This window comes from Mycobacterium sp. NPDC050441 (assembly GCF_040655355.1).
Taxonomy (GTDB): Bacteria; Actinomycetota; Actinomycetes; order Mycobacteriales; family Mycobacteriaceae; genus Mycobacterium.
This window is the reverse complement of the sequence record NZ_JBFAJS010000011.1, coordinates 151,078-176,008: the sequence shown is the minus strand read 5'-3', so window position 1 is coordinate 176,008 and position 24,931 is coordinate 151,078. Positions and strand designations below refer to the sequence as shown.

The window sequence follows — 24,931 nt, the reverse complement described above, 5'->3', positions numbered from 1 at the left end:
TATCGAGGGCGTGACACTGATACTGCTGTACCTGGTGGTGCTGGTTCTGGTGGCCACGGTGCTGTTCGGTCTGGGCAGCGTCATCTTCGGCCGGGGCGAGACGCTGCCGCCGCTTCCGCGGGGTACCACCGCCACGGTCCTGCCTGCCTCGGGCGTGACCGGTGCCGATGTGGATGCGCTCAAGTTCGCCCAGGTCGTCCGCGGATACAAGACGAGCGAGGTCGACTGGGTGCTGGATCGGCTGGGCCGCGAACTCGACGCGGTGCGCGGGGAACTGGCAACGGTGCGCGCGGCCTACGGTGTGCCCGAGGACTTCGACGAGGACTTCGATGACGAGGCCGACGCCGACGACGAGGAGGTGTCGGCCACCGCAGGTGAGGTCCGCACCTCGGAGGAGCCATGACCGACGATGGCCGCATCCGCTGCGGCTGGGCGGTCTCATCGAGTAGCGCAGCCGCCGGCGACACCCTCTATCGCGACTATCACGACACCGAGTGGGGCGTCCCCCTGCGGGATTCTGGTGCGTTGTTCGAGCGGATCAGCCTGGAGGCCTTCCAGAGCGGGTTGAGCTGGCTGACCATTCTGCGCAAGCGGGAGAATTTCCGGGCGGCGTTCGACGGGTTCGAGGCGGGCAGGGTCGCGAAGTACACCGACGAAGATGTCGAGCGGTTGATGGCCGACGCGGGCATCGTGCGCAACCGGGCCAAGATCGTCGCGACCGTCGCCAATGCGAGGGCGGTCACCGAGCTGGACGTCGACTTGAGCGAGCTGTTGTGGTCCTTCGCCCCTCCGGCCCGGCCGCGGCCCGCTGACCTGGACCAAGTGCCTGCCGTGACCCCGGAATCGACCGCGATGGCCAAGGAACTCAAGCGGCGGGGCTTCAAATTCGTCGGCCCCACCACGGCATATGCGTTGATGCAGGCCACCGGGATGGTCGACGACCATATCGCGGCCTGCTGGGTGCCGACGCAGTAATTGTGACCGGTAAAACATGCCTTCGGTCGGTATCCGACGGGTCTTTGCACAACCACCGCCGCGGATAAGGAAGAATAGGGCTAGTTCAGTAGCAGTTCAACGCCGGGTGCCGCCAACGAGTGGGCGGCTTCGGCCACAACCTGGCCCGCTTAAGCGGGTCGGCACTGTTGGAGGGAGCACTCGATGGCGGCGATGAAGCCCCGGACCGGTGACGGTCCACTGGAAGCAACCAAAGAGGGGCGAGGAATCGTTATGCGAGTACCGCTGGAAGGCGGTGGGCGCCTCGTTGTCGAACTGACTCCCGACGAGGCCGCTGCGCTGGGCGACGAACTCAAGGCCGTCACCAGCTGATCGACTCGCAAGGTGTCCGCTCAAGCGGACACCTTGCGGTATATCTCCAGGGTCTGCTCAGCGATGTGCGCCCAGGAGAACTCGGCGATGCAGCGTTGACGCCCGGCCTCCCCGTACTTTCGGGCGGTTTCCGGCTCGGCCACGAGTGAGTTGACCGCATCGGCCAGACGCATCTCGAAGAAGCGCGGGTCGCTGGCGTCGTAGTGCACGAGTAGCCCGGTCTGTCGGTCAGCGACGACCTCGGGGATACCGCCGACGTCGGAGGCGACCACCGGCGTCGAACATGCCATCGCTTCCAAGTTCACGATACCCAACGGCTCGTACACCGATGGGCATACGAAAACTGTTGCAGCAGAGAGTATTTCGCGGATCTTGTTGATCGGCAGCATTTCGCGCACCCAGAACACTCCGGTACGGGCCCGGGCCAGCTCGGCCACCGCTGAGGACACCTCGGCAGCGATCTCGGGGGTATCGGGGGCACCGGCACACAACACCAGCTGCACGTCGGGGCTGAACCGGTGGGCCGCGGCCACCAAATGGGCCACGCCCTTCTGGCGGGTGATGCGCCCGACGAACGCCACGATCGGGCGACTCAGGTCTACCCCGAGTTCGGCGAGCACCGAGTCGGTGTCGGCCGGCGGAGTCGGGTACCAGACATCGGTGTCGATCCCGTTGCGCACCACGTGGACCCGGCTTGGGTCGAGTGCCGGATACGTGCGCAGCACGTCGTGACGCATGCCGGAACTCACCGCGATCACCGCGTCGGCGGCCTCGATCGCGGTGCGCTCCACCCATGAGGACACCCGGTAGCCCCCGCCGAGTTGCTCAGCCTTCCACGGCCGCATCGGCTCGAGGGAATGCGCGGTCAGCACGTGGGGGATGCCGTAGAGGAGCCCGGTCAGATGTCCGGCCATCCCGGCGTACCAGGTGTGCGAGTGCACCACCGTGGCCGCCTCGGCCGAGTTGACCATGTTGAGGTCCGCGGACAGCGTCGACAGGGCCGGGTTGGCACCGCGCAGCGCGGGATCGGGCTGCGCCACGAACGCCCCGTCACGCGGGGCGCCCATGCAGTGCACGTCGACGTCGCAAAGCTGACGCAACTGTGCGACGAGTTCGGTCACATGCACACCGGCACCGCCGTACACCTCGGGTGGATATTCCCGAGTCATCATGGCCACCCGCATATCCGAGACGGTAGTAGGTCTCGGCGGGTCTAGCCACGCGCTGCAGACTTCTGTTGCCATTGGCTGGCCGCGGTGCTGGTTGGCGGATAGGTTTGGACGCATGAGGGAGTTGCCACATGTGCTGGGCATCGTTCTGGCCGGGGGAGAGGGCAAACGGCTGTACCCGTTGACCGCCGATCGCGCCAAGCCGGCAGTTCCCTTCGGCGGTGCCTACCGGCTGATCGACTTCGTGCTGTCCAATCTCGTCAACGCCCGCTATCTACGGATCTGCGTTCTCACGCAATACAAGTCGCATTCACTGGATCGTCACATCAGCCAGAACTGGCGCCTTTCGGGTCTGGCCGGTGAGTACATCACCCCGGTGCCGGCCCAGCAGCGGCTCGGGCCGCGTTGGTACACCGGATCGGCGGACGCGATCTACCAGTCGCTCAACCTGATCTACGACGAAGATCCCGACTACATCATCATCTTCGGTGCCGACCACGTGTATCGCATGGATCCTGAGCAGATGCTGCGGTTCCACATCGACAGCGGGGCCGGGGCGACTGTGGCCGGAATCCGGGTGCCGCGTGCGGAGGCCAGCGCGTTCGGCTGCATCGACGCCGACGACTCCGGGCGCATCAAGGATTTCGTGGAGAAGCCCGCGGACCCGCCGGGCACGCCCGACGATCCCGAGCAGACCTTCGTGTCGATGGGCAACTACATCTTCACCACCAAGGTGCTCATCGACGCGATCCGTGCGGATGCCGACGACGACCACTCCGACCACGACATGGGTGGCGACATCATCCCGCGACTGGTGTCCGACGGGATGGCGGCGGTCTACGACTTCAACAACAACGAAGTACCCGGGGCGACCGAACGCGACCACGGCTATTGGCGCGACGTCGGAACGCTGGACGCTTTCTACGACGCACACATGGACCTGGTGTCGGTCCACCCGGTGTTCAACCTCTACAACAAGCGCTGGCCGATCCGCGGTGAGTCGGAGAACCTGGCCCCGGCCAAGTTCGTCAACGGCGGCTCGGCACAGGAGTCGGTGGTGGGCGCCGGCAGCATCATCTCGGCTGGCTCTGTACGCAATTCGGTGTTGTCCTCCAACGTGGTCGTCGATGACGGCGCCATCGTGGAGGGCAGCGTGCTGATGCCGGGGGTGCGGATCGGCCGCGGCGCCGTGGTGCGGCACGCGATCCTGGACAAGAACGTGGTGGTGGGGCCGGGCGAGATGGTGGGCGTGGACCTCGACAAGGACCGTGAGCGGTTCGCGATCAGTGCGGGCGGTGTGGTTGCCGTCGGCAAGGGTGTGTGGATCTGACGCGTCCCCCGCTCGGGTCTACTCCCAGGGATCTACCGCGGCGGGTCGGCGCGCGGCATTGCTGCGTGCGTTGACGCCGACCTTGGCCTCTACCCGTCGTCTGCGCCACCGCCACAGCCGGAATGCGCCCCAGATCAGGGCCAGTAGTGCAACGAGCACCAGTATCGGTAGCAGGATCGCCACGAAGACCAGGCCGACACTGGTGACGTCCTCGACGGTGGACAGCACCGGGGCGGCGACTCCGGCGGTGGCGATGTTGGCGGCCGGACGCACCGTCGATTTGGTCAGCGACACCACGAGTGCGGTGATGGCGCCGATCGCCACCGGAATCCATTGGCCGGACTGGGCGAACGCGCCGGGGTCGGCGACGGCGGCGGTCGCCGAAGCGGTGCCCGACCCGAAGACGATGCCGCCTGCGGTGGGCCGGACGAAGGTCTGGATGGTGTCGTTGACGGAGTCGAGTGCAGGGATCTTGTCGGCGACCACTTCGACGACCAGCAATACCGCGACGATCGCCATCACCCAGCCGTTCTCCAGCCACGACCACCCCGCCGGCAGTGACACCAGATGGGTGAAGCGTGACAGCAGGCCGAGGGCCAGCAACGGGATGTAGGCATTGAGCCCCGCCGCGGTGGCCAGGCCGAAGCCGGTCAACAGTTCCATCACTGCAGTATGCGGCTAACTCGGCCCGGTGCCCGGCGGTTCGCCGTTATCCGCTCTGGGCCGCGTTGCGCCAGGCCAGAGGGCTCAGTTCGCGGTAGGGGTCCTCGTGGCGGACAGCCAGCAGTGCGTCGAGGCTCTGTTCCAGCGATTCCTGGGTGCGTTGCTTGACGGTGCCGACCCATTTCGTGTCCGAGGCCCGCGCCGGTTTCGTGGTGCTGATCGGCTCGGCGAAGCGCAGGTACATGCGCTGGGGGCGCGGGATCATCGTCGGCCCGATGCCGCGCACCGGGGGTAATACCATGTCGCCGCGACCGGTCAGCTTCTCGGACACCGCCTCGCTGAGTCGTCCGATCCAGTGCTCGCGCGTCGTAAGGCTCACGTACACGTCGTCGCCGCCGACAAGGGCGACCGGAACGATGGGGTAGTCGTGCTCGGCGGCGATCCGGGCGAATCCGGTGCGACCCTGCCAACGCAGTTTGTACTGCTCGCCCTTGAACTTGGGGATCTCCCGGCCGCCGCCGGGGAACACCAGGATCGGTTCGTTGTGCCGCATCAGTTCATTTGCGCTCTCGGGCGCGCCGACGACGGCGCCGCACGCGGCCAGCAGATCGCCTGCCGGCCCCGGCAGGCCGCCGAACCGCCGGTCGGTCAGCGGCCGGACCCGCATCCCGATCTCGCGGCGCACCACGTACGGGATCAACAGTCCTTCGGTGCCGAACTGGGTGTGGTTGCCCACCAAGAGGAATCGGCCGTCGCGCGGGAGATTCTCCAGCCCGGCCACATAGGGCTGGCACACCTTGACCAGCGGGTCGATTCCGTCGGCGACGGTCTCCACGACGCGCCGCATCTTCTCGATGCGGGCGGGTGGGTTCATGATCGCGTGGATCTCGGTGACGGCCACGGAGGGCTCCTTCGGAGGGGATTGGTCGGTGGCATTGCTGCCCATGCACCCACAATACCGAACGAACTAGTTCGTCTGGTTATGATTCACCTGTGAGAAGCACGACGGAACTGCGTGATGAGATCCTCGCGGCGGCGCGCGCCGAATTCGCCCAGTACGGCCTCGCCGGGGCGCGGATCGACCGGATCGCCCGGGCGGCGCACGCCAGCAAGGAGCGGCTCTACGCGCACTTCGGGGACAAGGAAACCCTGTTCCGTGAGGTGTTCGCCGCCGACGGTGCCGAGTTCTTCCGATCGGTCACTCTCCAGCCGGACGCTGTCCCCGAATTCGTCGGCGACATCTACGACCTGGCCTACCGCCGTCCCGAGCATCTGCGCATGATCCGCTGGGCCCAACTGGAGGGGTTCACCCTCGACGAACCGCAGACCGACGGTCCGTCACCACACGCCCAGGCAGTCGCCGCGATCGAAGCCGCCCAGGCCGACGGCCATGTCGACTCGGTCTGGGATTCGACCGAGCTGATCGTGCTGCTGTTCGGCATCGGACTGGCCTGGGCGCATCTACCGAGCCGCGAAGCGGTCACCCGTGACCCAGCCGTAATCGCCTCACGCCGTGCGGCCGCGGTCGAAGCCGCTGCCCGCATCGTCGCTCACCAGACGTAGGGCAGCAGTCGGTAGCGGACCTTCTGGATGTACGGGTCGTAGCCGTCCAGTTCGGTGCGCAGCATCTTCTCCTCGTCGACGATGCGCACGCCGAGCAGAGCCAACCCCGGGATCATGAGCAGCAGCGCCCAGTACGAGCCGAGAGCCAGCGGTACGCCGATCATCATGATCACGTTTCCGGCGTACATCGGATGGCGGACGAGCCCGTACAGACCGGTGGATACCACCGTCTGGCCGGCCTCCACGGTGATGTTGGCGGCTGCATAGCTGTTCTGGATGACCACGAGCATCGCGATGCCAAGTCCGGTCGCCACCAATGCATTACCGAGCACCGACACAGCCGTGGGTACGGCCGACCATCCGAACCGATAATCCAGTGCACTGGCCACGATCATGACCGCGAGTAACAGGAATGCCATCGCGCTCGCGAATTTCTGCACCGGCCGGGACTCGGATCTCGGCCCGGCCTGCATCCGGCGCCGCAGTGCCGCGGGATCGTGTACCGCGAGGTAGATGCTCGGCAACAACGAGACGGCGGAGAACACGGCGATGAACACCCAGCCCCGCCAGTAGTCGAACGTGCCGGCAGGCGCGAACACGAGGATCACGAAGACCGCGAAGCCGACGACGGAGGACACCGCTGCCTGTAGACCGATCTTCACGTCGCCCTCTTCACCACACGTAGGGCAGCAACCGGTAGCGCACCTTCTCGGTGTACTCGTCGTAGCCGTCGAGTTCGGTGCGCAGCATCTTCTCCTCGTCGGCGATCCGGACTCCGAAAATCGGTATCGAGACGATGGACACCAGCAAGGCCCAGTAGGAACCCAGCGCCAGCGGAGTGCCGAACATCATCAGCACGGCGCCGAAGTACATCGGGTGACGGACCAGACCGTACAGACCTGTCGAGACGAGTGGTTGCTCGTCCTCCACTCGGATGCTGGCGCCGGCAAAGCTGTTCTGGAAGACCACCGCTTGCGCAAGGACGAGCCCGACCGCGACCAGGACGTTGCCGAGGACGACCACCGCGATCGACACGCTCGACCAGCCGAACCGGTGGTCGAGAGCGCTGAGGACGAACGCCGCGAAGGCCGAGCCGGTAACCGCCCAAATGACGATCTTCTGCACGATCCGCGTTTCCGCCGTCGGCCCACCGTGTAGGCGTCGTTGCAGGGCGGCGGGGTCTCTGACCGCGAGGTAGATGCTCGGGACCATGGTGGTGGCCATGAACACCGCGATGAAAACCCAGGCCTGCCAATAGTGGAACGTGCCGGCCGGCCAGAACAGCGCGGCGACGAAGAACGCCAGGCCCAACAGGCCCGATGCGATGGTCTGAAATGCGAGTTTCATCAACTGTCTCCTTTTCGGTTCACACCGCGTCGCGGTTGCGATAGATCCAGCCCGCGACGGCCGCCAAAACCGTTGCGACGACGAGCATCACCACCAGTGCGGTGGCGGGGAACTGACTCGGCACGGTGGTCCGGCCCACCGGGGACAGTTCGATCAACCAGCGCGGGAGCCGTAGCAGCGCCCCGAGGTACAACGCGGTGATCACGAATGTGACTGCCAGCCAGGCGATCCAAGGTGAACGCAGGGCCACGGCCAGGGCCGCGATCGAGGCCACCACCGCCAGTGCCGGTAGATACGCCAGTGCGGCCAGGGTGAGGCGGACGACGGTGCCCGGCTCGCCGAGCGTCAGCCCGGCACCGAGGCCGTTGCCCAGGCCGCCGCAGAACATCAGCACTGCGGCCCCCACCAACGCGCAGCCGACCGCGCCCAGCAGCCAGCGCCAGCGTGACACCGCACCGGCCAGCACCGGCTCGCCCAGCCCGTTCTGCTCGTCGGTGTACACCCGCAGCACCACCGACGCGACGTACGCGCTGGCCGCCGCGGCGAGGAACTGGGTCATGGTGGTGTAGATGCCGTCATTGCCCGTTGTGGACAGCAATCTCGCGATCAACTCGTTGGTCTTGGCCGCATCCAACAGCGCTTTCGTCATCGAGCCGAACACCAGCCCGGCCACGAACAGTCCCGCAGCCCAGCCGATGGTCTGGCCGCGCTGCAGCGTCAGGTGCAGCCGCAGCGGGCCGGTGAGGACGGGGGCGTCGGGTTTCTCGCCCGTGGATGCGATGGTGCCCGCGTCGTACTGGCGACGGCTCTCGAGCACGGCGGCGACTGCCATCGATCCGAGCGTCAGAATGACCAACAACCCGAACGGCCACCAGCGTAGATCGACGAACGGACGCATCTGCTGTGCCCAGGCGATGGGGGAGAACCAGCTCAGGGTGCTGCCGGAGTTGTCGATGACGTCACCGGCCCCACGAACCAGCGCGGCGACCGCCAGCGTGGCCATCGCCGCGCCCGACGCGGTACGAGACTGGCGCCAGAGCTGGGCGGTGACGGCGGCGACCGCAGCGAACACCATCGCGACCCCGGTGATGCCCAGGCTCATGGCGGCGGTGTCGACGATTGCGAAGCCGGTAGAGGCCATCGCCAGCGTCATCGTGACTGCCAGCACTGCGTTGACTCCGCCGACCAGGGCCAGGGCCGCGGCGGTACGTGCGTAGCGGCCGACCACCGAGGACAACACCAACTCGGCGCTGCCGTTCTCCTCCTCGGCCCGGGTATGACGAATCACGGTGAGAATGGCCAGGATCGAGGTGGCGATGGTCAGGGTGAGGGTCAGTTCGTTGGCCATCATCACGCCGAGGTCGGTCTCGTTGACGCCGAACATCGGCCCGCCGAGCATCATCCCGGCGGGTGTCTTGAGCAGGTTGACCCGGGCCAGGCGTTGTTCCTCGCCGGGGTAGGCCAGGCGAATTGCGTTGGGGGCGTACACCATCATCAAGGTGAGCGCGGCGACCCACACGCTCAGCCGCACCCGGTCGCGGCGCAGTGCCAGCCGCAGCAGCGTTCCGATGCCGGTCAACGGGGACGTGCTCGCGCGGGTCGGGCCGGCAGGCCGGGCCGGGGCGGTTGCGGTGGTCACCGGGTCGCCCCCTGGTACTCGCGCAGGAACATGTCCTCCAGCGAGGCCGGTGTCACGGTCAGATCCTCGATGCCGAGGTCGGTCAGGTGCTCCAGGGTGAACTCCAGGTCGGCACGGTCCACCGAGAAGGTCACCGTGCCTTCGTTACTGGCGAAGTCGTGCACGTAGGGGGTGTTCTGCAGTGCCCGGCCGTCCGAGCGGGTGCGCGCGGTGACCTTGGTGCGCATCAGGTGCCGCAGCTCGGCCAGGGTGCCGGAACGCACCGTGCGTCCGGACCGGATGATCGTCACGTTGTCGCAGAGCTTTTCGACCTCGGCCAGGATGTGACTGGACAGCAGGACCGCGGCGCCCTGCCCCGCCACCTCGGCTACACATTGCTGGAATGCCCGTTCCATCAACGGGTCCAGCCCCGAAGTCGGCTCATCGAGAATGTAGAGCTCGGAATGGCAGCTGAACGCCGCGACGATGGCGACCTTCTGCCGGTTGCCCTTCGAGTAGGTGCGGGCCTTCTTGTGCGGGTCGAGTTCGAACCGCTCGATCAGTTCGTCACGGCGCCGGGTGTCGACGCCGTTGCCACGCAACCGGCACAGGAAGTCGATGGCCTGCATACCGGTCAAGTTGGGCCACAACGTGACATCCCCGGGAACGTAGGCGATGCGGCGGTGCAGGGCGACCGCGTCGCGCCACGGGTCGCCGCCGAGGAGCCGGACGGTGCCGCCGTCGGCGCGCAGCAGACCCAGCAGCACCCGGATCGTGGTGGACTTACCTGCCCCGTTGGGTCCGAGGAAGCCGGTGACGTCGCCGGGGGACACGGTCAGGTTCAGTCCATCGAGCGCCTTGGTGTGCCCGAAAGACTTTGTCAATCCGCGGATTTCGACGGAGTGGTTCACGCTGGCTCCTTGGTGTCGGTGGTCTGGGTATCGGTGCCGGAAGCTGAGCTGAAGGGGATGCCCTGCTCGCGCTGTTGTAGGAAGGCGTCGTACATCGTGGAGTCGGTCATCAGGCCCTCGGAGTAGAGCTCCAGGGCGGGCAGCATCATGTCCTCGCCGTAATCGCGCAGCACTCGGCCCAGATCTGTTGGGTCGTCATGCATCTGCAGGTACAGCAGAAACCCGCCGCCACTGCAGATCGCCATGAACCTCGCCCGCCCCCGAGGGTCGCGGCTGGGTTTGAGCACCCCGGTCCGCACGCCCTCCTCCAGATACTGCTCGGCGTTGTCGACCATGGTGCGCCAGAACGTCTTCGCCAGATCGCTCCCGGACTGCATGCTGCGGACCAGGTATGCCATCAGCGGCGCATAGGACTCGATCTCGGACATCTGGGCCAGCCAGGTCGCAGGGTCACTGTTCTGCATCGACTCGGTCTTGGCCTCGCGCACCACCTCGGCCACATAGGCGTCGCACGCCTTGCGTAGCCCTTCCTTCGAGCCGAAGTGGTGGATCACCAGGGCGGCGCTGACGCCGGCGGCCTCGGCGATGCTGCGCAGTCCCACGCTGAATCCGTGTTGCCCGTACTGCTCGATCGCGGCGTCACGGATCCGGGCCATAGCTGTTCGATCATCGACTGAACGCATGTTTAGTACGCTAAACGCGCGTTCAGTGCGGAGTCAAGGGGGTGGTGCGTCAGAAATCCGTAAAGAAAGAAAGTTCGGCGAGCAGTCGCCTAGTACCCGAAAACCGCGGGGGAGAGGTCAGTCGCGAGCGGCGGCGAGCAGGCCGTCGCCCAACGGGATCAACACTGGAGTGAGCCGCTCGTCCTCTGCGATCAGCCGGGCCGCTTCGCGTACGGCGCTGACCTCGGCATCGTTGGCCGAGGCGTCGCCGGCCCGGCCGCCCAGCGCGGCTCGGTGCAGCACGATCGCGCCGCCGGAACGCAGGAGGCGCACCCCCTCGGCGACGAACTGCGGTTGGTCGATCGGCTCGGCGTCGATGAACACCAGGTCGTAGGACTCGTCGGCCAGGCGGGTGAGCACCTCCTGGGCGCGACCGCTGATAAGTCGCGTTCGTCCCGGGCCGACTCCGGCCTCGCTGAACCCCTGCTTGGCGATGCGCTGATGCTCGGGCTCGACGTCGATGGTGGTCAGCACGCCGTCGTCGCTCATGCCGGACAACAGCCATAACCCGCTGACGCCGGCGCCCGTGCCGACTTCGACGACGGCCCGGCCCCCGGTGAGCCGCGCGAGCACGCTGAGCAACGCTCCCACCGCAGGAGTCACCGCGCCCGCGCCGAGTTCTTCGGCCCGCTCACGCGCAGCCGCGACGATCTCGTCTTCGGAGATCGACCGTTCGGCATGCGTGACGATCGCCTCGGCGCGACCGGGGTTGGAGCTGACCATGCCCGCAGCGTAGGCCAGAGGCCGGGGGCGTCGTCGCGACACGCCCGCGGGTGGCGGGTATCACCCACGAAAATTCGCTGGTTCACGCAGGTAACCGGACGTGTCGTCGGCTTTCTCAGGGAAAGTTCAGATTGCTCATATGCCTGCCACACCGGGATCAGGAACGGTATCCGCATGGAACACGGCGCCCGCTGGCGCACCGCCCAGCACAACCAGGACAGCAATTGGAATAGCGACGTCGTCAGTCGTGTTGAGCTGAGTGAAAACTGTGATCAGGAGGATCCGACGAGCGCGAACGCTGTTACCTCGAACCCTGCCACCCAGGCCGCCCCGGTGACAATGGCACATCTGGAGCAATTCACCGCAGGTGAATGGGTAGAGCCGTCCGATGAGTTGACCGGCACCGCCGTCTTCGACGCCACCGGTGATCAGGCCGCCATGCCCTCATGGGACGAGCTGGTGCGCCAACACGCGGACCGGGTGTACCGGCTGGCCTACCGCCTCTCGGGTAACCAGCACGACGCCGAGGACCTGACCCAGGAAACGTTCATCCGGGTGTTCCGCTCCGTGCAGAACTACCAGCCGGGAACCTTCGAGGGCTGGTTGCACCGCATCACCACCAACCTGTTCCTGGACATGGTCCGTCGCCGCGGCCGCATCCGCATGGAAGCGCTGCCCGAGGATTACGACCGGGTGCCCGCCGACGACCCGAACCCTGAGCAGATCTACCACGACTCGCGGTTGGGGGCCGACCTCCAGGCCGCCCTGGACTCGCTGGCGCCGGAGTTCCGCGCCGCCGTGGTCCTGTGTGACATCGAGGGTCTGTCCTACGAAGAAATCGGCGCCACGCTGGGCGTGAAGCTCGGCACCGTGCGCAGCCGCATTCACCGCGGTCGGCAGGCCTTGCGCGAGTACCTGGCGAAGCACTCGCCGGAAACCGCCAAATCCGCCTAGTGGTGGTTGGTGTTCGGCGCGCCAGGTCGCGCTACATTCGGGTCAGGACATTTGGTCGTGGCGAGAGGAGCTGGGCGATGGTCGACCCGGGACACGTGTTCCGTCGCGCATTCTCCTGGTTGCCTGCGCAGTTCGCCTCGCAGAGCGACGCACCGGTAGGCGCACCTCGGCAGTTCGGTTCCACCGAGCACCTTTCCACGGAGGCCATCGCGGCCTTCGTCGACGGTGAGCTGCGGATGAGCGCGCATCTGCGGGCCGCGCACCACCTGTCCCTCTGCCCGGACTGCGCGGCCGAGGTCGATGCCCAGGGGCAGGCCCGGGCCGCATTGCGGGACTCTTGTCCGATAGCCATTCCGAATTCCCTGTTGGGACTGTTGTCGCAGATACCGCACCACAGTCCGCAGCCCTCGGCTGACGTCGGTGAACAGCCTCAGTTTGCTGATGACCCGACGCGGAGTCGGCGTAAGCGCCGGTAGGCTGGACCACAAGGCGATCAGTGACCGGCGTCGGCCTATCCGGCTGGGGCGGGCGCTCCGATAGAGAGTGATACACCGGTGACCAATCAGGACCAGTCCGACGAGAGCGGCCGTCTGGAACCGCGCCCTGTCGAGCGGCCACCCGTCGACCAGTTGTCCCAGCGCACGTTCGGTCGGCCCGCCGGTGTCGACGGCTCGTTCCTCGGTGCGGAGAAGTACCAGGACCAGGGCGAGTACGCCCCCAAGGACCTACCGCCGGATCCCGTGCTGGCCGAGGCGTTCAGCCGTCCCTCCGACGGCGGTGACTCACTACAGCGTCATCCCACCGATGCCGGGGCGCTCGAGGCCGAGCGGAACGCCGGTGACGACGACATCGATGATCCCTGGCGCAATCCGGGTGCCGTCCCGGCGCTGGGCACCCCCGCACAGGCGCCCGTCGCGCCGGTGGTCGTACCGGCCCCTATCGGCAAGCTGGGCGCCCGCGAGGTGCTGTTCGGTGGCCGCGTGTCGTGGCTCGCGCTGGTCGTGTTGCTCCTGATCACGCTCGTGGTCGGCGCGATCGGTGGCTGGGTCGGACAGAAGACCGCCGGTACCGTGCAGGCCTTCACCACCTCGAAGGTGACGCTGGAGACCGGTGACCTCCCGTCCCCGGACGCCGGCCGGTTCGCCACGGTGGCCGCAGCGGTCGAGGATTCGGTGGTGACCATCGAGGCCAAGAGCAAGACCGAGGGCTCACAGGGCTCCGGCGTCGTGGTCGACGGCAAGGGCTACATCGTCACCAACAACCACGTGATCTCCGATGCGGCGAGCAAGCCCGCCGACTACCAGATCACCGTCGTGTTCAACGACGGCAAGGAAGTGCCGGCCAACCTCGTCGGCCGCGATCCCAAGACCGATCTGGCCGTGCTCAAGGTCGACAACGTCGACAACCTCGTCGTGGCGCGGCTCGGCGACTCCGAGAAGTTGCGTGTCGGTGAGGAAGTCATTGCGGCCGGCGCCCCGCTGGGCCTGCGCAGCACCGTCACCCACGGCATCATCAGCGCGCTGCACCGGCCGGTGCCGCTCTCGGGCGAAGGCTCTGACACCGACACCGTGATCGACGGCGTGCAGACCGATGCGTCGATCAACCACGGCAACTCCGGCGGCCCGCTGATCAACATGTCCTCCGAGGTCATCGGGATCAACACGGCCGGAAAGTCCTTGTCGGACAGCGCGAGCGGCCTGGGCTTCGCAATCCCGGTCAACGAGGTCAAAGAAACCGTCGAGGCGCTGATCAAGGAGGGCAAGGTCGCGCATCCGACGTTGCTGCTGAGCGCCGTCACAGTCAGCAACAGCGTGGCCTCGGGCGCGCAGGTCCGCAATGTCAACGGCGGTGGTCCGGCCGACAGGGCCGGCATCCTGGAGAACGACGTGGTGGTCAAGGTCGGGGACCGCAAGGTCGCCGATGCCGATGAGATGGTGGTCGCCGTACGTCAGCTCAAGATCGGGCAAGAGGCCCCGATCGAGGTGCTCCGCGATGGTCGGCCCATGACCTTCATGGTCACGCCGATCGGCGACGATCAAAAAGCGCAGTAGCGGTGTTCGCCAACATCGGGTGGGGGGAGATGCTGGTCCTGGTGATCGCCGGTCTGGTGATCCTGGGGCCGGAACGCCTGCCCGGTGCGATCCGCTGGACCTCCGGTGCCTTGAAGCAGGCACGCGACTACGTCAGCGGAGCGACCAGCCAATTGCGCCAGGACCTCGGCCCGGAATTCGATGATCTTCGCGAACCCCTTGCCGAACTGCAGAAGCTACGCGGCATGACCCCTCGGGCAGCGATCACCAAGCATCTGCTCGATGGTGACGATTCGTTCCTGACCGGCACTTTCGACGACCGCAAGAATCAGCAGCCGTCAGTACCGGGCGACAAGCCCGCCAGCGAGATCGAGGCCACCCCGACAGACAAGTCGGCCGGCCCCACCTTCGACCCTGACGCCACGTAGGGCCTTAGCGCCGCGCGGTATCCAGACCCAGCGACATCCCGGCCAGTCCGCGCTTGCGGGCCGACAATCCATCGGCGATCTTGCGCAGCTCGGCGCCTGCCGCTGATTCGGGTGCCGACAACACCAGCGGCACGCCGGAGTCGCCGGCCGCCACCAGCGCCGGATCCAGCGGTACCTGGCCCAGCAGCGGCACCTCGGCGCCCACTGAACGGGTCAACGACTCGGCCACCTGACGGCCGCCGCCCTCACCGAACAGTTGCATGACGGTGCCGTCGGGCAGCTGCAGTCCTGCCATGTTCTCCACCACGCCGGCGATGCGCTGACGGGTCTGCAATGCGATCGCACCGGCGCGCTCGGCCACTTCGGCGGCAGCCATCTGCGGAGTGGTCACGACCAGGATCTCGGCACCCGGGATCAGTTGGGCCACCGAGATGGCGATATCGCCCGTACCGGGCGGCAGATCGAGCAGCAGCACGTCCAGATCGCCCCAGTACACGTCGGCCAGGAACTGCTGCAGGGCCCGGTGCAGCATCGGCCCGCGCCACACGACAGGCGTGTTGCCCTGCGTGAACATGGCGATCGAGATGACCTTCACGTCATGGGCGATGGGCGGCAGGATCATCGAGTCGACCTGGGTCGGCCGATCGTTGGTGCCCATCATGCGCGGCACCGAGTGGCCGTAGATGTCGGCGTCCAACAGGCCGACGGACAGCCCGCGGGCTGCCATCGCGGCGGCCAGGTTGACGGTCACACTGGACTTGCCCACGCCGCCCTTGCCGGAGGCCACGGCGTAGACCCGGGTGAGGGAGTTGGGCTGGGCGAACGGGATCACCGGTTCGCGGGAATCGCCACGCAGCAGCGTGCGCAGTTCGGCGCGCTGCTCGTCGTTCATCACATCCAGGCTCACCTTGACGGCGCCGGTGCCGGGCACGTCGGTGACGGCGGCCGTCACCAGGTCGGCGATCTCGGTCTTCTTCGGGCAGGCCGCGGTGGTCAGGTAGATCTCGACATGCACGCCGTGGTCGGCCTCGATCGAGATGTTCTTGACCATGCCGAGTTCGGTGATCGGCTTCCGCAATTCGGGGTCGATCACCTTGGCGAGCGCGGCGCGAACCGCGGATTGCAGCTCAGTGGCAGATTCGGACATCACCGTCGAGTCTACGGCGACGGCGCCGCGAGCTGGATTCAGGCCAGCATCAGGCAGGGCCTGGGGCCGGTCCCGGGGCGGGGCCGGGCATCGGCCCAAGTGCCGGAGCCGCAGGCGCGGCCTCGATCGGCGGGCCAACCGGGGCGGCGGGCAACGGTCCCGGCGGCGGAGCCTGCTGCGGTGCCGGTCCAGGGGCAGGGGGTGGTGGCCCCAGCGGCGAAGCGGGAGCCGGCGGGGGAGTCTGTTCACTCAGGCAGAACACCACGCACGCAGGCTGGCGTGGCGGTTGCTCCCACGGCGGGACCCATGGCGGCGGGGCGGCCGGCGTCTCCGACGGGACGGCCTGCGCCGGACCCGGCAGCGGGCCGAGCACCTGGCCCGGTGCGAATCCGGGGACGTTCTGCGTGCCGGTCTCGTTGCGGTTGAGCAGCGGGATCAGGGCCAGCGGATCGCCCGCGGGCAGTCCGGTGGCATCGGCCGGTAGGCCCGGGCCGAGGCCTTCGGCATGGTCCAGATGGGAATCGCCGATCGGGGGAATCGACCCGGTGATCTCAGGCAGGTCGACGGGCACCACACCGGTGGCGTACGCCGCGGCCCAGCCCAGCACGTTTCGGGCGTAAGCCACCGAATTGTTGTACCGGAGGATGGCCGACATGACCTGGGACTGGTCGCGCAGGTTGAGCCCGCCACTACACAGGTAGCGGGCCGCCGCGAGCGCCGAGTCGAACACGTTCTGTACGTCGGCCTTGCCGTCGCCGTCGCCGTCGGAGGCGTACCGGGCCCAGGTTCCGGGCAGGAACTGCATCGGTCCCATGGCCCGGACGTAGGAGACCCGTCCGGCCTGCGCGCTCTGGATGATGACCTCGTTGCCCGGCAGGGTGCCGTCGAGAGCAGGGCCGTAGATCGGGCGCACCGCGGTGCCGCGGGCGTCGGTGGCGCCGCCGTTGGCGTGCCCCGACTCGATCCGTCCGATACCGGCCAGCAGATTCCAGCTGATCCCGCAGCCGGGGTAGGCAGCGGCCATCATCCGTTCGGCATTGCGGTACGCCTTCAGTGACGTTCCCGGAATGCCAAGGGCACCAGGACTATTGACGACGAACGCAGGCGGGGGAGCCGAGATCGTGTTCATCGCCTTGATCCGGAAGTTCGTCGGCGGCCTGGCCGCGGCGACCACTGCCGGACCCGAGCGGTCGACGTGGGGTTCCACGGCGGCCAGCGGCGTGACCGCGGCGTTGGACATGTCGACGTCCGAAGCGGAAGACCCGGCACCGGCGACCAGCACGATGGGAGCCAGGACGGCCACGCCGAGCGCGGGCGAGCGCACGAGCTGGCTCATACGGCGCCGAGCGGTTGCGATCACCGCTCCTCCCCCTACGCGCACTTACCCGTCCTTCGGTCAGCTTTGGCCAAATACCATGTTGTGAACCAAGTCACCATACATAGTCCCGGTTTCCGTTGTTACGACAATGGTCGACAGCGAGATCAACCACCGCGTTTGGACCGGCGCTCAGCTCCGTCGGCTTTGCTCGCGTTCGCCCGTTCGGTATCGGCCGGCAAGGTGAGGTCGGTGATCAGGTCACGCAGTTCTTCCAACTCGCGGCGCAGGTAGTCGCGGGTGACGACCTCGCCCACCGCCAGCCGCAGCGACGCCAGCTCGCGGGCCAGGTACTCGGTGTCGGCCTTGGTCTGTTCGGCCCGGCGCCGGTCCTCCTCGAGCGAGACCCGGTCCCGGTTCTCCTGCCTGTTCTGGGCCAGCAGGATGAGCGGGGCGGCATAGGCGGCCTGGGTCGAGAAGGCCAGGTTGAGCAGGATGAACGGGTACGGATCCCACTGGAACGCAAAGACACCGATGTTGAGGGCGATCCAGACAATCACCACGAACGTCTGAATGGCCAGGTAGCGCCCGGTGCCGAGGAAGCGGGCGATCGACTCGCTGAACGCGCCCACTGCCTCGATGTCGACGTGCAGCCCGAAGCCGCGGTTCGTGCGCGGAGTGTCCAGCCGCTGACGCGCGGAGGATTCGCTCATGAGCCTGCCACCGGGAGCTCGGGCTCGTCGCGTTCTCGCCAGTCGTCGGGCAGCATGTGGTCGAGCACGTCGTCGACCGAAACCGCACCCAGCAGGTGGTTCTCTTCATCGACCACCGGGCCGCACACCAGGTTGTATGCGGCGAAGTAGCGGGTCACCGCGGCTAGCGAGTCGGCCGGGCTCAGGCTGGGCAGATCGGTGTCGGCGATGCCGCTGACCAGTGCCGCAGGTGGTTCGCGGAGCAACCGCTGCAGGTGGACGCAGCCCAGGTACCGCCCGGTCGGGGTGGCGCTGGGGGGCCGCGTGACGAAGACCATCGAGGCCAGCGCCGGGGTGAGGTCGGGGTCGCGGATCCGCGCCAGCGCCTCGGCGACGGTGGTGTCGGGAGCGAGTACCACCGGCTCACTGGTCATCAGGCCGCCCGCGGTGTCCGGCGAGTGGGCCAGCAGCCGTCGCACATCCTCGGAATCCTCGGGGTCCATCTTGCGCAGCAGGGTCTCGGCATCGGCCGGGGTCATCGACCCCAGCACGTCGGCGGCGTCGTCGGGATCCATCGCCTCCAGGACGTCGGCGGCGCGCTCGGTGTTCAGCTGGCGCAGCACCGCGGCCTGCTCGTCCTCGGGCAGCTCCTGCAGCACGTCGGCCAGCCGCTCGTCGTCGAACGCCCGGTACAACTCGTAGCGCCGCTTGACCGGCAGTTCGCGCAGGGCCTCGGCCACCTCGACCGGTCGTTGTCCCTCGAACTGCTCGAGCAGTGAGGCCACTCCCTGGTCGGGCATCGCCAGGCCGGACGGAGTCAGGCCGTGCACGTTCTGCCACTCCACGACGTGGATGTTGGTGCGCCGCCCCAGGCGTCGTTGTGGGCGCACCGCCACCCGGGTCACCACCCAGTCACGGGTCCGGGTCTGCTCGATGCCCAGATCGACTACCACGACGTCGATTCCGGCCAGCTGCTCCAGGTCGGGATCGTCGACGCGCACCCGGGTTTCCAGCACCTGGCCCAGAACCAGCACCTCGCCGGGTCGTTGGGCGAAGCGGCGTAGCGACACGCTGCCGGTGGCCAGTGTCACCGAGCCCGGCTCGATCGCGGTGACCCGCAGAATGGGAACGAAAATCCTTCGTCGGGTGAGCAATTCGACCACCAGGCCGAGAACTCGCGGTTGCTGACGGACGATGCTGATGCTGATCACCACATCGCGGACACGGCCGATGGACTCCCCGTCGGGGCCCAGCACCACCATCCCCGCAAGCCGGGCCGCGTAGACCCTGTTCACCGCCGCCATGAGTCAAAGGGTAGAGACTGTGGTCGTGGAGAACACGTATCGACCCCGCAGAACGTGCCTCTCGGTTCCGGGTAGCAGCCTGAAGATGATCGAGAAGGCCAGGAGTCTGCCTGCTGACGAGGTGTTCCTCGACCTTGAGGACGCGGTTGCCCCCGAGGCCAAGGCATCGGCCCGCACACAGGTCGCGGCGGCGTTGGCCGACGACGGCTGGGCAGGACAGCTGCGCGGGGTACGGGTCAACGACTGGACCACACCGTGGACCTACGCCGACGTGATCGAGGTGGTTTCCACTGCCGGGGCGGTGCTGGACCTGATCGTGCTGCCCAAGGTGACCGAGGTGGCGCATGTCCAGGCACTCGATCTGCTGCTGTCTCAGCTGGAGAGCACCCACGGCCTGGAACCCGGCCGGATCGGCATCGAGGCACAGATCGAGAACGCGCAGGGACTGACCAACGTCGACGCGATCGCGGCCGGCCCACGGGTGCAGGCGCTGGTGCTCGGGCCCGGGGACATGGCGGCCAGCCTCAACATGCGCACCCTGGAGGTCGGCGGGCAGCCCGACGGGTATGACATCGGCGATGCCCATCACCACGTGCTGATGCGGATCCTGATCGCCGCGCGCAGCCGCGGCATCAGCGCGATCGACGGGCCGTACGTCAAGGTGCGCGATGTGGACGGGTTCCGCCGGGTGGCCGGACGCTCGGCTGCCCTAGGTTATGACGGCAAGTGGGTGCTGCATCCGGACCAGATCGAGGCGGGCAACGAGATCTTCAGCCCGCGCCAAGCCGATTACGATCACGCCGAGCTGATCCTGGACGCCTACGAGTGGCACACCTCGCAGGCCGGTGGGTCCAGGGGAGCGGTGATGCTGGGCGACGAGATGATCGACGAGGCCAGCCGCAAGATGGCACTGGTGATCGCGGGCAAGGGCCGTGCGGCCGGGATGAGCCGGCTGGCCGAACCGTTCCGCCCGCCGAGCTAGGTCGGGTCATGCTGTGCCGCACCAGGTTTGGTGCGGCGCCGTGCTACCCGTTGAGTATGGCGCCCAGGAAGAGCAGTACCCAGACTCCGTTGATCAGGGTGCCGAATACGCCGAGCGCGATGCCGGCGATCGCCAGGCCGCGGCCCGGCTGCTCGACCTGCGGGCCGTAGCCTGATTGTCCGCTCCGCGGACCGAAGCCCGGCTGTGCACTCTGCTTGATCTGGTTGAGCGCGACGATCCCGAGACCGATACCGACGAGTGCGGGTAGCAGCCCGATCCCGCACGCGGCGAACAGGGGCAACGAGAGGATCGCCGCGACCAGCGATCCGATCGCCATGCTGTTGGTGGGGTTGGACGGTCGCATCCCATAACCACCGGGATATCCGGGGTACCCGGACATGCCGTAACCCGGCGGCGGCGGCGCGTAGCCGGGCGGCGGCGGATACCCGGGCAGCGGCGGGGGATAGCTGGAGGCACCGGGGAACGACGGCGGCAGACCTTGCGGCGGCGGATAGTCATACGGAATGTCGGCGGGGTAGTCGATCGCAGGCGGGTACGGCCCGCCGATTTCGGAGTTCGGCGGCGCGAACTCGTACGACGGTTGCGCCGCGCCGGTATCCGGTCGATCCTGGGTGTGCTCGATGGAAGGTGCTTCGAAGCCGCTGGACAACGGTTCAGACGGCTGGGAAGCGGGGTCGGATGGCGGCGTTTCGCCCGCGTTGCCGTCCGCGTTTGTCATGCTGATCAACCTAGCGCACGGACAATGACGCCAAGGGGGGCGTGATTCCGGCACCAATTCCGGTGTGAGGGCGTTGCTGTAACGAGAGCAGCCGCCGGGCAGGCGGTGCGGAGGAGAGTGAAGTTCGATGACGAGCCCGTTTCAGTCCGGTCAGACACCGGGCGCCGCGCCCAGTGCGCGTGGTGCGTTGCCGACGCCGCCCAAAGGCTGGCCGATCGGCTCCTACCCGACGTACGCAGAGGCCCAGCGTGCCGTCGACTACCTGTCCGACCAACAGTTCCCGGTGCAGCAGGTGACGATCGTCGGGGTGGATCTCATGCAGGTCGAGCGGGTCACCGGTCGGCTGAGCTGGCCCAAAGTGCTCGGTGGCGGCGTGCTGTCCGGCGCCTGGCTCGGCCTGTTCATCGGGTTGATCCTCGGTTTCTTCAGCCCCAACCCGTGGAGCGCGCTGCTCACCGGCCTGGTCGCCGGTGTCTTCTTCGGCTTGATCACCTCGGCGATCCCGTATGCGATGGCTCGCGGCACAAGAGATTTCAGTTCGACGATGCAGCTGGTCGCCGGCCGCTATGACGTCCTGTGCGACCCGCAGGGCGCCGAGCAGGGTCGAGATCTGCTGGCGCGCTTGACGATCTGACCTGTCACGCCACCACGGGCGGGCTGCGGCGGCAAAGTTCCGCAGGTCACGATTGTGACGCGGCACGCCGAAACTGTTGGACATACGCTCCGCATGGCTCTACGGTTTGCGCGCGGGAGCCGCTCCGGCGTCGTGGGGGCCGCTCCGGCGGCGAGAGATGACTCGGACGGGAGACAGAGCGGTGCGTGCTCGGCGGCTATGTGCTGCGGCAGTGGCCGCGTTGACGACGGCCTCGGTGGTGTCGGCTTGCGGTAAGGGCGACGACGGGATCGTCATCAACTACTACACCCCGGCCAACGAGATGGCGACTTTCACCGCCGTGGCCAAACGCTGCAACGCCGAATTCGGCGACCGTTTCACCATCAAACAGGTGAGTTTGCCGAAAGGCGCTGACGACCAACGGTTGCAGCTGGCCCGGCGGCTGACCGGCAACGACAAGACGCTCGACATCATGGCGCTCGACGTGGTCTGGACCGCCGAGTTCGCCGAGGCCGGCTGGGCCGTGCCACTGTCCGAGGATCCGGCCGGCGAAGCCGAGTCCGACGCAGAATCCAACACCCTGCCCGGACCGTTGGAGACGGCCCGGTGGCAAGGCAAGCTGTACGCATCTCCGATCACCACCAACACCCAATTGCTGTGGTATCGCGCTGATTTGATGAATGAGCCACCGTCCACCTGGGACGGCATGGTCGCCGAGGCGACGCGTCTGCACGCGGCAGGCAAGCCCAGTTGGATTGCGGTGCAGGCCAAGCAGTACGAGGGCCTGGTGGTGTGGTTCAACACCCTGCTGACCAGTGCGGGCGGGCAGGTGCTCTCCGAGGACGGCAAGACCGTCACGCTGACCGACACACCGGAGCATCGCGCGGCCACCGTCAAGGCGCTGCAGATCATCAAGTCGGTAGCCACCGCGCCCGGCGCCGATCCGTCGGTGACCCAGACCGATGAGGCCACCGCCCGGCTCGCACTCGAGCAGGGCAAGGCGGCGCTCGAGGTCAACTGGCCGTTTGTGCTGCCCTCTCTGCTGGAGAACGCCGTCAAGGGCGGGGTGAACTTCCTTCCGCTCGACGAACGAGCCGACCTCGTCGATGCCATCAACGATCTGGGCACCTTCTCGCCGACGGACGAGCAGTTCGAGTCGGCCTACGAGGCCAGCAAGGGTGTGTTCGGCTTCGCGAACTACCCAGGGGTCTCCGAGGGCGAGCCGGCGAGGGTGACGATCGGTGGGCTGAACCTCGCGGTGGCCAAGACCAGCCAGCACAAGGCCGAGGCGTTCGAGGCCATCCGCTGCTTGCGCAACGTCGAGAACCAGCGTTACACCTCGGTCGAGGGCGGCCTGCCCGCGGTACGTGAGTCGCTATACGACGATCCGGCATTCCAGGCCAAGTACCCGCAGTACGCGATCATTCGCGAGCAGTTGACCAACGCCGCGGTCCGCCCCGCGACCCCGGTCTATCAGGCTGTGTCCACCCGCATCTCGGCCACCCTGGCCCCGATCACCGACATCGATCCGGAGCACACCGCCGATGAGCTGACCGAACAGGTGCAGAAGGCCATCGACGGCAAAGGGTTGATCCCGTGAGCGCCACCAAGACTGACAACCGCGCCTCCGAGCGCAAGCTTGCGTTCGCGCTGATCGCGCCCGCGGTGATCCTGATGATCGCGGTGACCGCGTACCCGATCTGTTACGCGGTGTGGCTGAGCCTGCAGCGTTACAACCTGGCCGCCCCCGACGACACCGCCTTCGTCGGGTTCGCCAACTACCAGACGATCCTCACCGACCGGTACTGGTGGACGGCGTTCGCGGTGACGCTGGCGATCACCGTCGTCTCGGTGACGATCGAGTTCGTCCTCGGTATGGCACTGGCACTGGTCATGCACCGCACCATCTTCGGCAAGGGCGTGGTCCGTACCGCGGTGCTGATCCCGTACGGCATCGTGACCGTGGCGGCCTCCTACAGCTGGTACTACGCCTGGACGCCGGGCACCGGATACCTGGCCAACCTCCTGCCCGACGGCAGTGCCCCGTTGACCGAACAGTTGCCCTCGCTGGCCATCATCGTGCTGGCCGAGGTGTGGAAGACCACGCCGTTCATGGCGCTGTTGCTGCTGGCCGGGCTGGCCCTGGTGCCGCAGGATCTGCTCAATGCCGCCGAGGTCGACGGGGCCGGAGCGTGGACGCGGTTGGTGAAAGTGATTCTGCCGCTGATCAAACCGGCCATCCTGGTGGCGCTGCTGTTCCGCACCCTCGACGCGTTCCGGATCTTCGACAACATCTATGTGTTGACCGGGGGAGCCAACAGCACCGGGTCGGTGTCGATCCTGGGATATGACAACCTGTTCAAGGCGTTCAACCTCGGATTGGGCTCTGCCATCAGTGTGTTGATCTTCCTGTCGGTGGCGGTCATCGCGTTCGTCTTCATCAAGTTGTTCGGTGCGTCGGCGCCTGGTGCAGAAGCGGAGGGGCACCGATGAGCGCTTGCGTGAAGAGCGGAGGGCGATGAGTCAGCAGGTGGGTGCGCGGCGGGCGACCGGGTGGACGGTCGTGAACATCCTGGTGGTGCTCTACGCGTTGGTACCGGTGTTGTGGATCCTGTCGCTGTCGTTGAAGCCGACGTCGAGTGTCAAGGACGGCAAGCTGATTCCGTCGCAGATCACGTTCGACAACTACAAGGGCATCTTCACCGGGAACATCTTCACCTCGGCGTTGATCAACTCGATCGGCATCGGCCTGATCACCACGGTGATCGCCGTGACCATCGGCGGCATGGCCGCCTACGCGGTGGCGCGGCTGAACTTCCCCGGCAAGAAGTTGCTGGTGGGGGTGGCCCTGCTGATCGCGATGTTCCCGCAGATCTCTTTGGTGACACCGATTTTCAATCTGTGGCGCAGTATCGGCCTGTTCGACACCTGGCCCGGACTGATCGTTCCCTACATCACCTTCGCGCTGCCGCTGGCGATTTACACGCTCTCGGCGTTCTTCCGGGAGATCCCATGGGATCTGGAGAAGGCCGCCAAGATGGACGGGGCCACCCCGGCGCAGGCTTTCCGCAAGGTGATCGCTCCGTTGGCGGCCCCGGGCATCGTCACCGCGGCCATCCTGGTGTTCATCTTCGCGTGGAACGACCTGCTGTTGGCGCTGTCGCTGACCGCGACCCAGCGGGCGATCACCGCGCCGGTGGCGATCGCGAACTTCACCGGTAGCTCCCAATTCGAGGAACCGACCGGCTCGATCGCGGCCGGCGCGATGGTCATCACCATCCCGATCATTATCTTTGTTCTCATCTTCCAGCGGCGCATCGTCGCTGGCCTGACGTCCGGTGCGGTAAAGGGGTAA

28 protein-coding genes are annotated in these 24,931 nt (G+C 67.0%); 14 read left to right on the top strand and 14 right to left on the bottom strand.

Features of this window, described 5'->3' with window-relative positions; translation table 11 throughout:
* Positions 1-10: 10 nt before the first annotated feature.
* The 3 genes from AB0I14_RS28080 to AB0I14_RS28070 all read left to right on the top strand — a co-directional run bounded on the left by AB0I14_RS28080 (position 11) and on the right by AB0I14_RS28070 (position 1,326).
* Positions 11-403, top strand: coding sequence for a DivIVA domain-containing protein (locus AB0I14_RS28080; protein ID WP_358028919.1), 393 nt, complete (start codon positions 11-13; stop codon positions 401-403).
* Positions 400-975 (top strand): DNA-3-methyladenine glycosylase I, encoded by a 576-nt coding sequence (locus AB0I14_RS28075; protein WP_358028916.1) that lies wholly within the window; start codon positions 400-402, stop codon positions 973-975. Before AB0I14_RS28080 ends, AB0I14_RS28075 begins: the two co-directional genes overlap by 4 nt.
* 183 nt (positions 976-1,158) lie before the next feature.
* Positions 1,159-1,326, top strand: a complete 168-nt coding sequence (locus AB0I14_RS28070; protein WP_003885506.1) for a DUF3117 domain-containing protein — start codon at positions 1,159-1,161, stop codon at positions 1,324-1,326.
* Positions 1,327-1,346: 20 nt separating this feature from the next.
* Here AB0I14_RS28070 and glgA read toward each other — a convergent pair whose 3' ends face one another.
* Positions 1,347-2,510 (bottom strand): glycogen synthase, encoded by a 1,164-nt coding sequence (gene glgA / locus AB0I14_RS28065; protein ID WP_358028911.1) that lies wholly within the window; start codon positions 2,508-2,510, stop codon positions 1,347-1,349.
* 100 nt (positions 2,511-2,610) lie between these two features.
* Between glgA and glgC the strand changes: the two genes are divergently transcribed.
* Positions 2,611-3,825 carry a glucose-1-phosphate adenylyltransferase gene (gene glgC, locus AB0I14_RS28060; protein WP_358028909.1) on the top strand — a complete coding sequence of 405 codons (1,215 nt, stop codon included), beginning with the start codon at positions 2,611-2,613 and terminating at the stop codon, positions 3,823-3,825.
* 18 nt (positions 3,826-3,843) lie between these two features.
* Here the strand turns inward: glgC and AB0I14_RS28055 are convergent, their stop codons facing one another.
* Both AB0I14_RS28055 and AB0I14_RS28050 read right to left on the bottom strand, forming a co-directional pair.
* On the bottom strand, positions 3,844-4,488 hold the full coding sequence (locus AB0I14_RS28055) for a DUF4126 domain-containing protein (protein WP_358028907.1): 645 nt from the start codon (positions 4,486-4,488) through the stop codon (positions 3,844-3,846).
* A 46-nt stretch (positions 4,489-4,534) separates the two neighbouring features.
* Positions 4,535-5,362 (bottom strand): lysophospholipid acyltransferase family protein, encoded by an 828-nt coding sequence (locus AB0I14_RS28050; RefSeq protein ID WP_358029056.1) that lies wholly within the window; start codon positions 5,360-5,362, stop codon positions 4,535-4,537.
* A 119-nt stretch (positions 5,363-5,481) separates the two neighbouring features.
* Here AB0I14_RS28050 and AB0I14_RS28045 point away from each other — a divergent pair, with 119 nt between their 5' ends.
* Positions 5,482-6,051 (top strand): TetR family transcriptional regulator, encoded by a 570-nt coding sequence (locus tag AB0I14_RS28045; RefSeq protein ID WP_358028906.1) that lies wholly within the window; start codon positions 5,482-5,484, stop codon positions 6,049-6,051.
* Here AB0I14_RS28045 and AB0I14_RS28040 read toward each other — a convergent pair.
* The 6 genes from AB0I14_RS28040 to AB0I14_RS28015 form a co-directional block, all read right to left on the bottom strand.
* Complete coding sequence (locus tag AB0I14_RS28040; protein ID WP_358028904.1) at positions 6,039-6,713, bottom strand: isoprenylcysteine carboxylmethyltransferase family protein; 675 nt, start codon at positions 6,711-6,713, stop codon at positions 6,039-6,041. The genes AB0I14_RS28045 and AB0I14_RS28040 overlap by 13 nt on opposite strands.
* Positions 6,714-6,723: 10 nt before the next feature.
* Positions 6,724-7,398 carry an isoprenylcysteine carboxylmethyltransferase family protein gene (locus AB0I14_RS28035; RefSeq protein WP_358028901.1) on the bottom strand — a complete coding sequence of 225 codons (675 nt, stop codon included), beginning with the start codon at positions 7,396-7,398 and terminating at the stop codon, positions 6,724-6,726.
* Positions 7,399-7,417: 19 nt separating this feature from the next.
* Positions 7,418-9,037, bottom strand: a complete 1,620-nt coding sequence (locus tag AB0I14_RS28030) for an ABC transporter (protein WP_358028899.1) — start codon at positions 9,035-9,037, stop codon at positions 7,418-7,420.
* Positions 9,034-9,927 carry an ABC transporter ATP-binding protein gene (locus AB0I14_RS28025; protein WP_358028896.1) on the bottom strand — a complete coding sequence of 298 codons (894 nt, stop codon included), beginning with the start codon at positions 9,925-9,927 and terminating at the stop codon, positions 9,034-9,036. Before AB0I14_RS28025 ends, AB0I14_RS28030 begins: the two co-directional genes overlap by 4 nt.
* On the bottom strand, positions 9,924-10,610 hold the full coding sequence (locus AB0I14_RS28020; protein ID WP_358028894.1) for a TetR family transcriptional regulator: 687 nt from the start codon (positions 10,608-10,610) through the stop codon (positions 9,924-9,926). Before AB0I14_RS28020 ends, AB0I14_RS28025 begins: the two co-directional genes overlap by 4 nt.
* Positions 10,611-10,727: 117 nt before the next feature.
* Positions 10,728-11,372 (bottom strand): O-methyltransferase, encoded by a 645-nt coding sequence (locus tag AB0I14_RS28015; protein WP_358028892.1) that lies wholly within the window; start codon positions 11,370-11,372, stop codon positions 10,728-10,730.
* A gap of 174 nt (positions 11,373-11,546) precedes the next feature.
* On the opposite strand from AB0I14_RS28015, the gene sigE reads away from it, so the two are divergent.
* The 4 genes from sigE (at position 11,547) to tatB (ending at position 14,784) form a co-directional block, all read left to right on the top strand.
* On the top strand, positions 11,547-12,326 hold the full coding sequence (sigE, locus tag AB0I14_RS28010; RefSeq protein ID WP_358028889.1) for an RNA polymerase sigma factor SigE: 780 nt from the start codon (positions 11,547-11,549) through the stop codon (positions 12,324-12,326).
* A gap of 77 nt (positions 12,327-12,403) precedes the next feature.
* Positions 12,404-12,802 (top strand): anti-sigma E factor RseA, encoded by a 399-nt coding sequence (rseA, locus tag AB0I14_RS28005; RefSeq protein ID WP_166905835.1) that lies wholly within the window; start codon positions 12,404-12,406, stop codon positions 12,800-12,802.
* 78 nt (positions 12,803-12,880) lie between these two features.
* Positions 12,881-14,377, top strand: a complete 1,497-nt coding sequence (locus AB0I14_RS28000; protein ID WP_358028885.1) for a trypsin-like peptidase domain-containing protein — start codon at positions 12,881-12,883, stop codon at positions 14,375-14,377.
* 2 nt (positions 14,378-14,379) lie between these two features.
* Positions 14,380-14,784, top strand: a complete 405-nt coding sequence (tatB, locus tag AB0I14_RS27995) for a Sec-independent protein translocase protein TatB (protein ID WP_358028883.1) — start codon at positions 14,380-14,382, stop codon at positions 14,782-14,784.
* Positions 14,785-14,788: 4 nt separating this feature from the next.
* On the opposite strand, the gene AB0I14_RS27990 is transcribed toward tatB, so the two are convergent.
* The 4 genes from AB0I14_RS27990 to AB0I14_RS27975 all read right to left on the bottom strand — a co-directional run bounded on the left by AB0I14_RS27990 (position 14,789) and on the right by AB0I14_RS27975 (position 19,242).
* Positions 14,789-15,931, bottom strand: coding sequence for a P-loop NTPase (locus AB0I14_RS27990; protein WP_358028880.1), 1,143 nt, complete (start codon positions 15,929-15,931; stop codon positions 14,789-14,791).
* Positions 15,932-15,980: 49 nt separating this feature from the next.
* On the bottom strand, positions 15,981-17,267 hold the full coding sequence (locus tag AB0I14_RS27985; RefSeq protein WP_358029053.1) for a lytic murein transglycosylase: 1,287 nt from the start codon (positions 17,265-17,267) through the stop codon (positions 15,981-15,983).
* Between the two features lie 146 nt (positions 17,268-17,413).
* Complete coding sequence (locus AB0I14_RS27980) at positions 17,414-17,959, bottom strand: DUF1003 domain-containing protein (protein WP_358028877.1); 546 nt, start codon at positions 17,957-17,959, stop codon at positions 17,414-17,416.
* On the bottom strand, positions 17,956-19,242 hold the full coding sequence (locus AB0I14_RS27975) for a CBS domain-containing protein (protein ID WP_358028874.1): 1,287 nt from the start codon (positions 19,240-19,242) through the stop codon (positions 17,956-17,958). Before AB0I14_RS27975 ends, AB0I14_RS27980 begins: the two co-directional genes overlap by 4 nt.
* A 25-nt stretch (positions 19,243-19,267) precedes the next feature.
* Between AB0I14_RS27975 and AB0I14_RS27970 the strand changes: the two genes are divergently transcribed.
* Positions 19,268-20,224 (top strand): CoA ester lyase, encoded by a 957-nt coding sequence (locus tag AB0I14_RS27970; RefSeq protein WP_358028872.1) that lies wholly within the window; start codon positions 19,268-19,270, stop codon positions 20,222-20,224.
* A 43-nt stretch (positions 20,225-20,267) separates the two neighbouring features.
* Here AB0I14_RS27970 and AB0I14_RS27965 read toward each other — a convergent pair whose 3' ends face one another.
* The gene (locus AB0I14_RS27965; RefSeq protein WP_358028868.1) at positions 20,268-20,963 is read right to left on the bottom strand and encodes a DUF4190 domain-containing protein; all 696 of its coding nucleotides are present in this window, start codon (positions 20,961-20,963) and stop codon (positions 20,268-20,270) included.
* A 127-nt stretch (positions 20,964-21,090) separates the two neighbouring features.
* Between AB0I14_RS27965 and AB0I14_RS27960 the strand changes: the two genes are divergently transcribed.
* From AB0I14_RS27960 to AB0I14_RS27945, 4 genes are all read left to right on the top strand, one after another.
* Entirely contained in the window at positions 21,091-21,597 is a 507-nt protein-coding gene (locus tag AB0I14_RS27960; protein WP_358028866.1) for a general stress protein, read from the top strand.
* A gap of 181 nt (positions 21,598-21,778) precedes the next feature.
* A complete protein-coding gene (locus AB0I14_RS27955; RefSeq protein WP_358028864.1) occupies positions 21,779-23,176 on the top strand; it encodes an ABC transporter substrate-binding protein in 1,398 nt (465 codons plus the stop codon).
* Positions 23,173-24,069 (top strand): sugar ABC transporter permease, encoded by an 897-nt coding sequence (locus AB0I14_RS27950; RefSeq protein ID WP_358028861.1) that lies wholly within the window; start codon positions 23,173-23,175, stop codon positions 24,067-24,069. The genes AB0I14_RS27955 and AB0I14_RS27950 overlap by 4 nt, the downstream gene beginning before the upstream one ends.
* 37 nt (positions 24,070-24,106) lie before the next feature.
* The gene (locus tag AB0I14_RS27945) at positions 24,107-24,931 is read left to right on the top strand and encodes a carbohydrate ABC transporter permease (RefSeq protein WP_358029050.1); all 825 of its coding nucleotides are present in this window, start codon (positions 24,107-24,109) and stop codon (positions 24,929-24,931) included.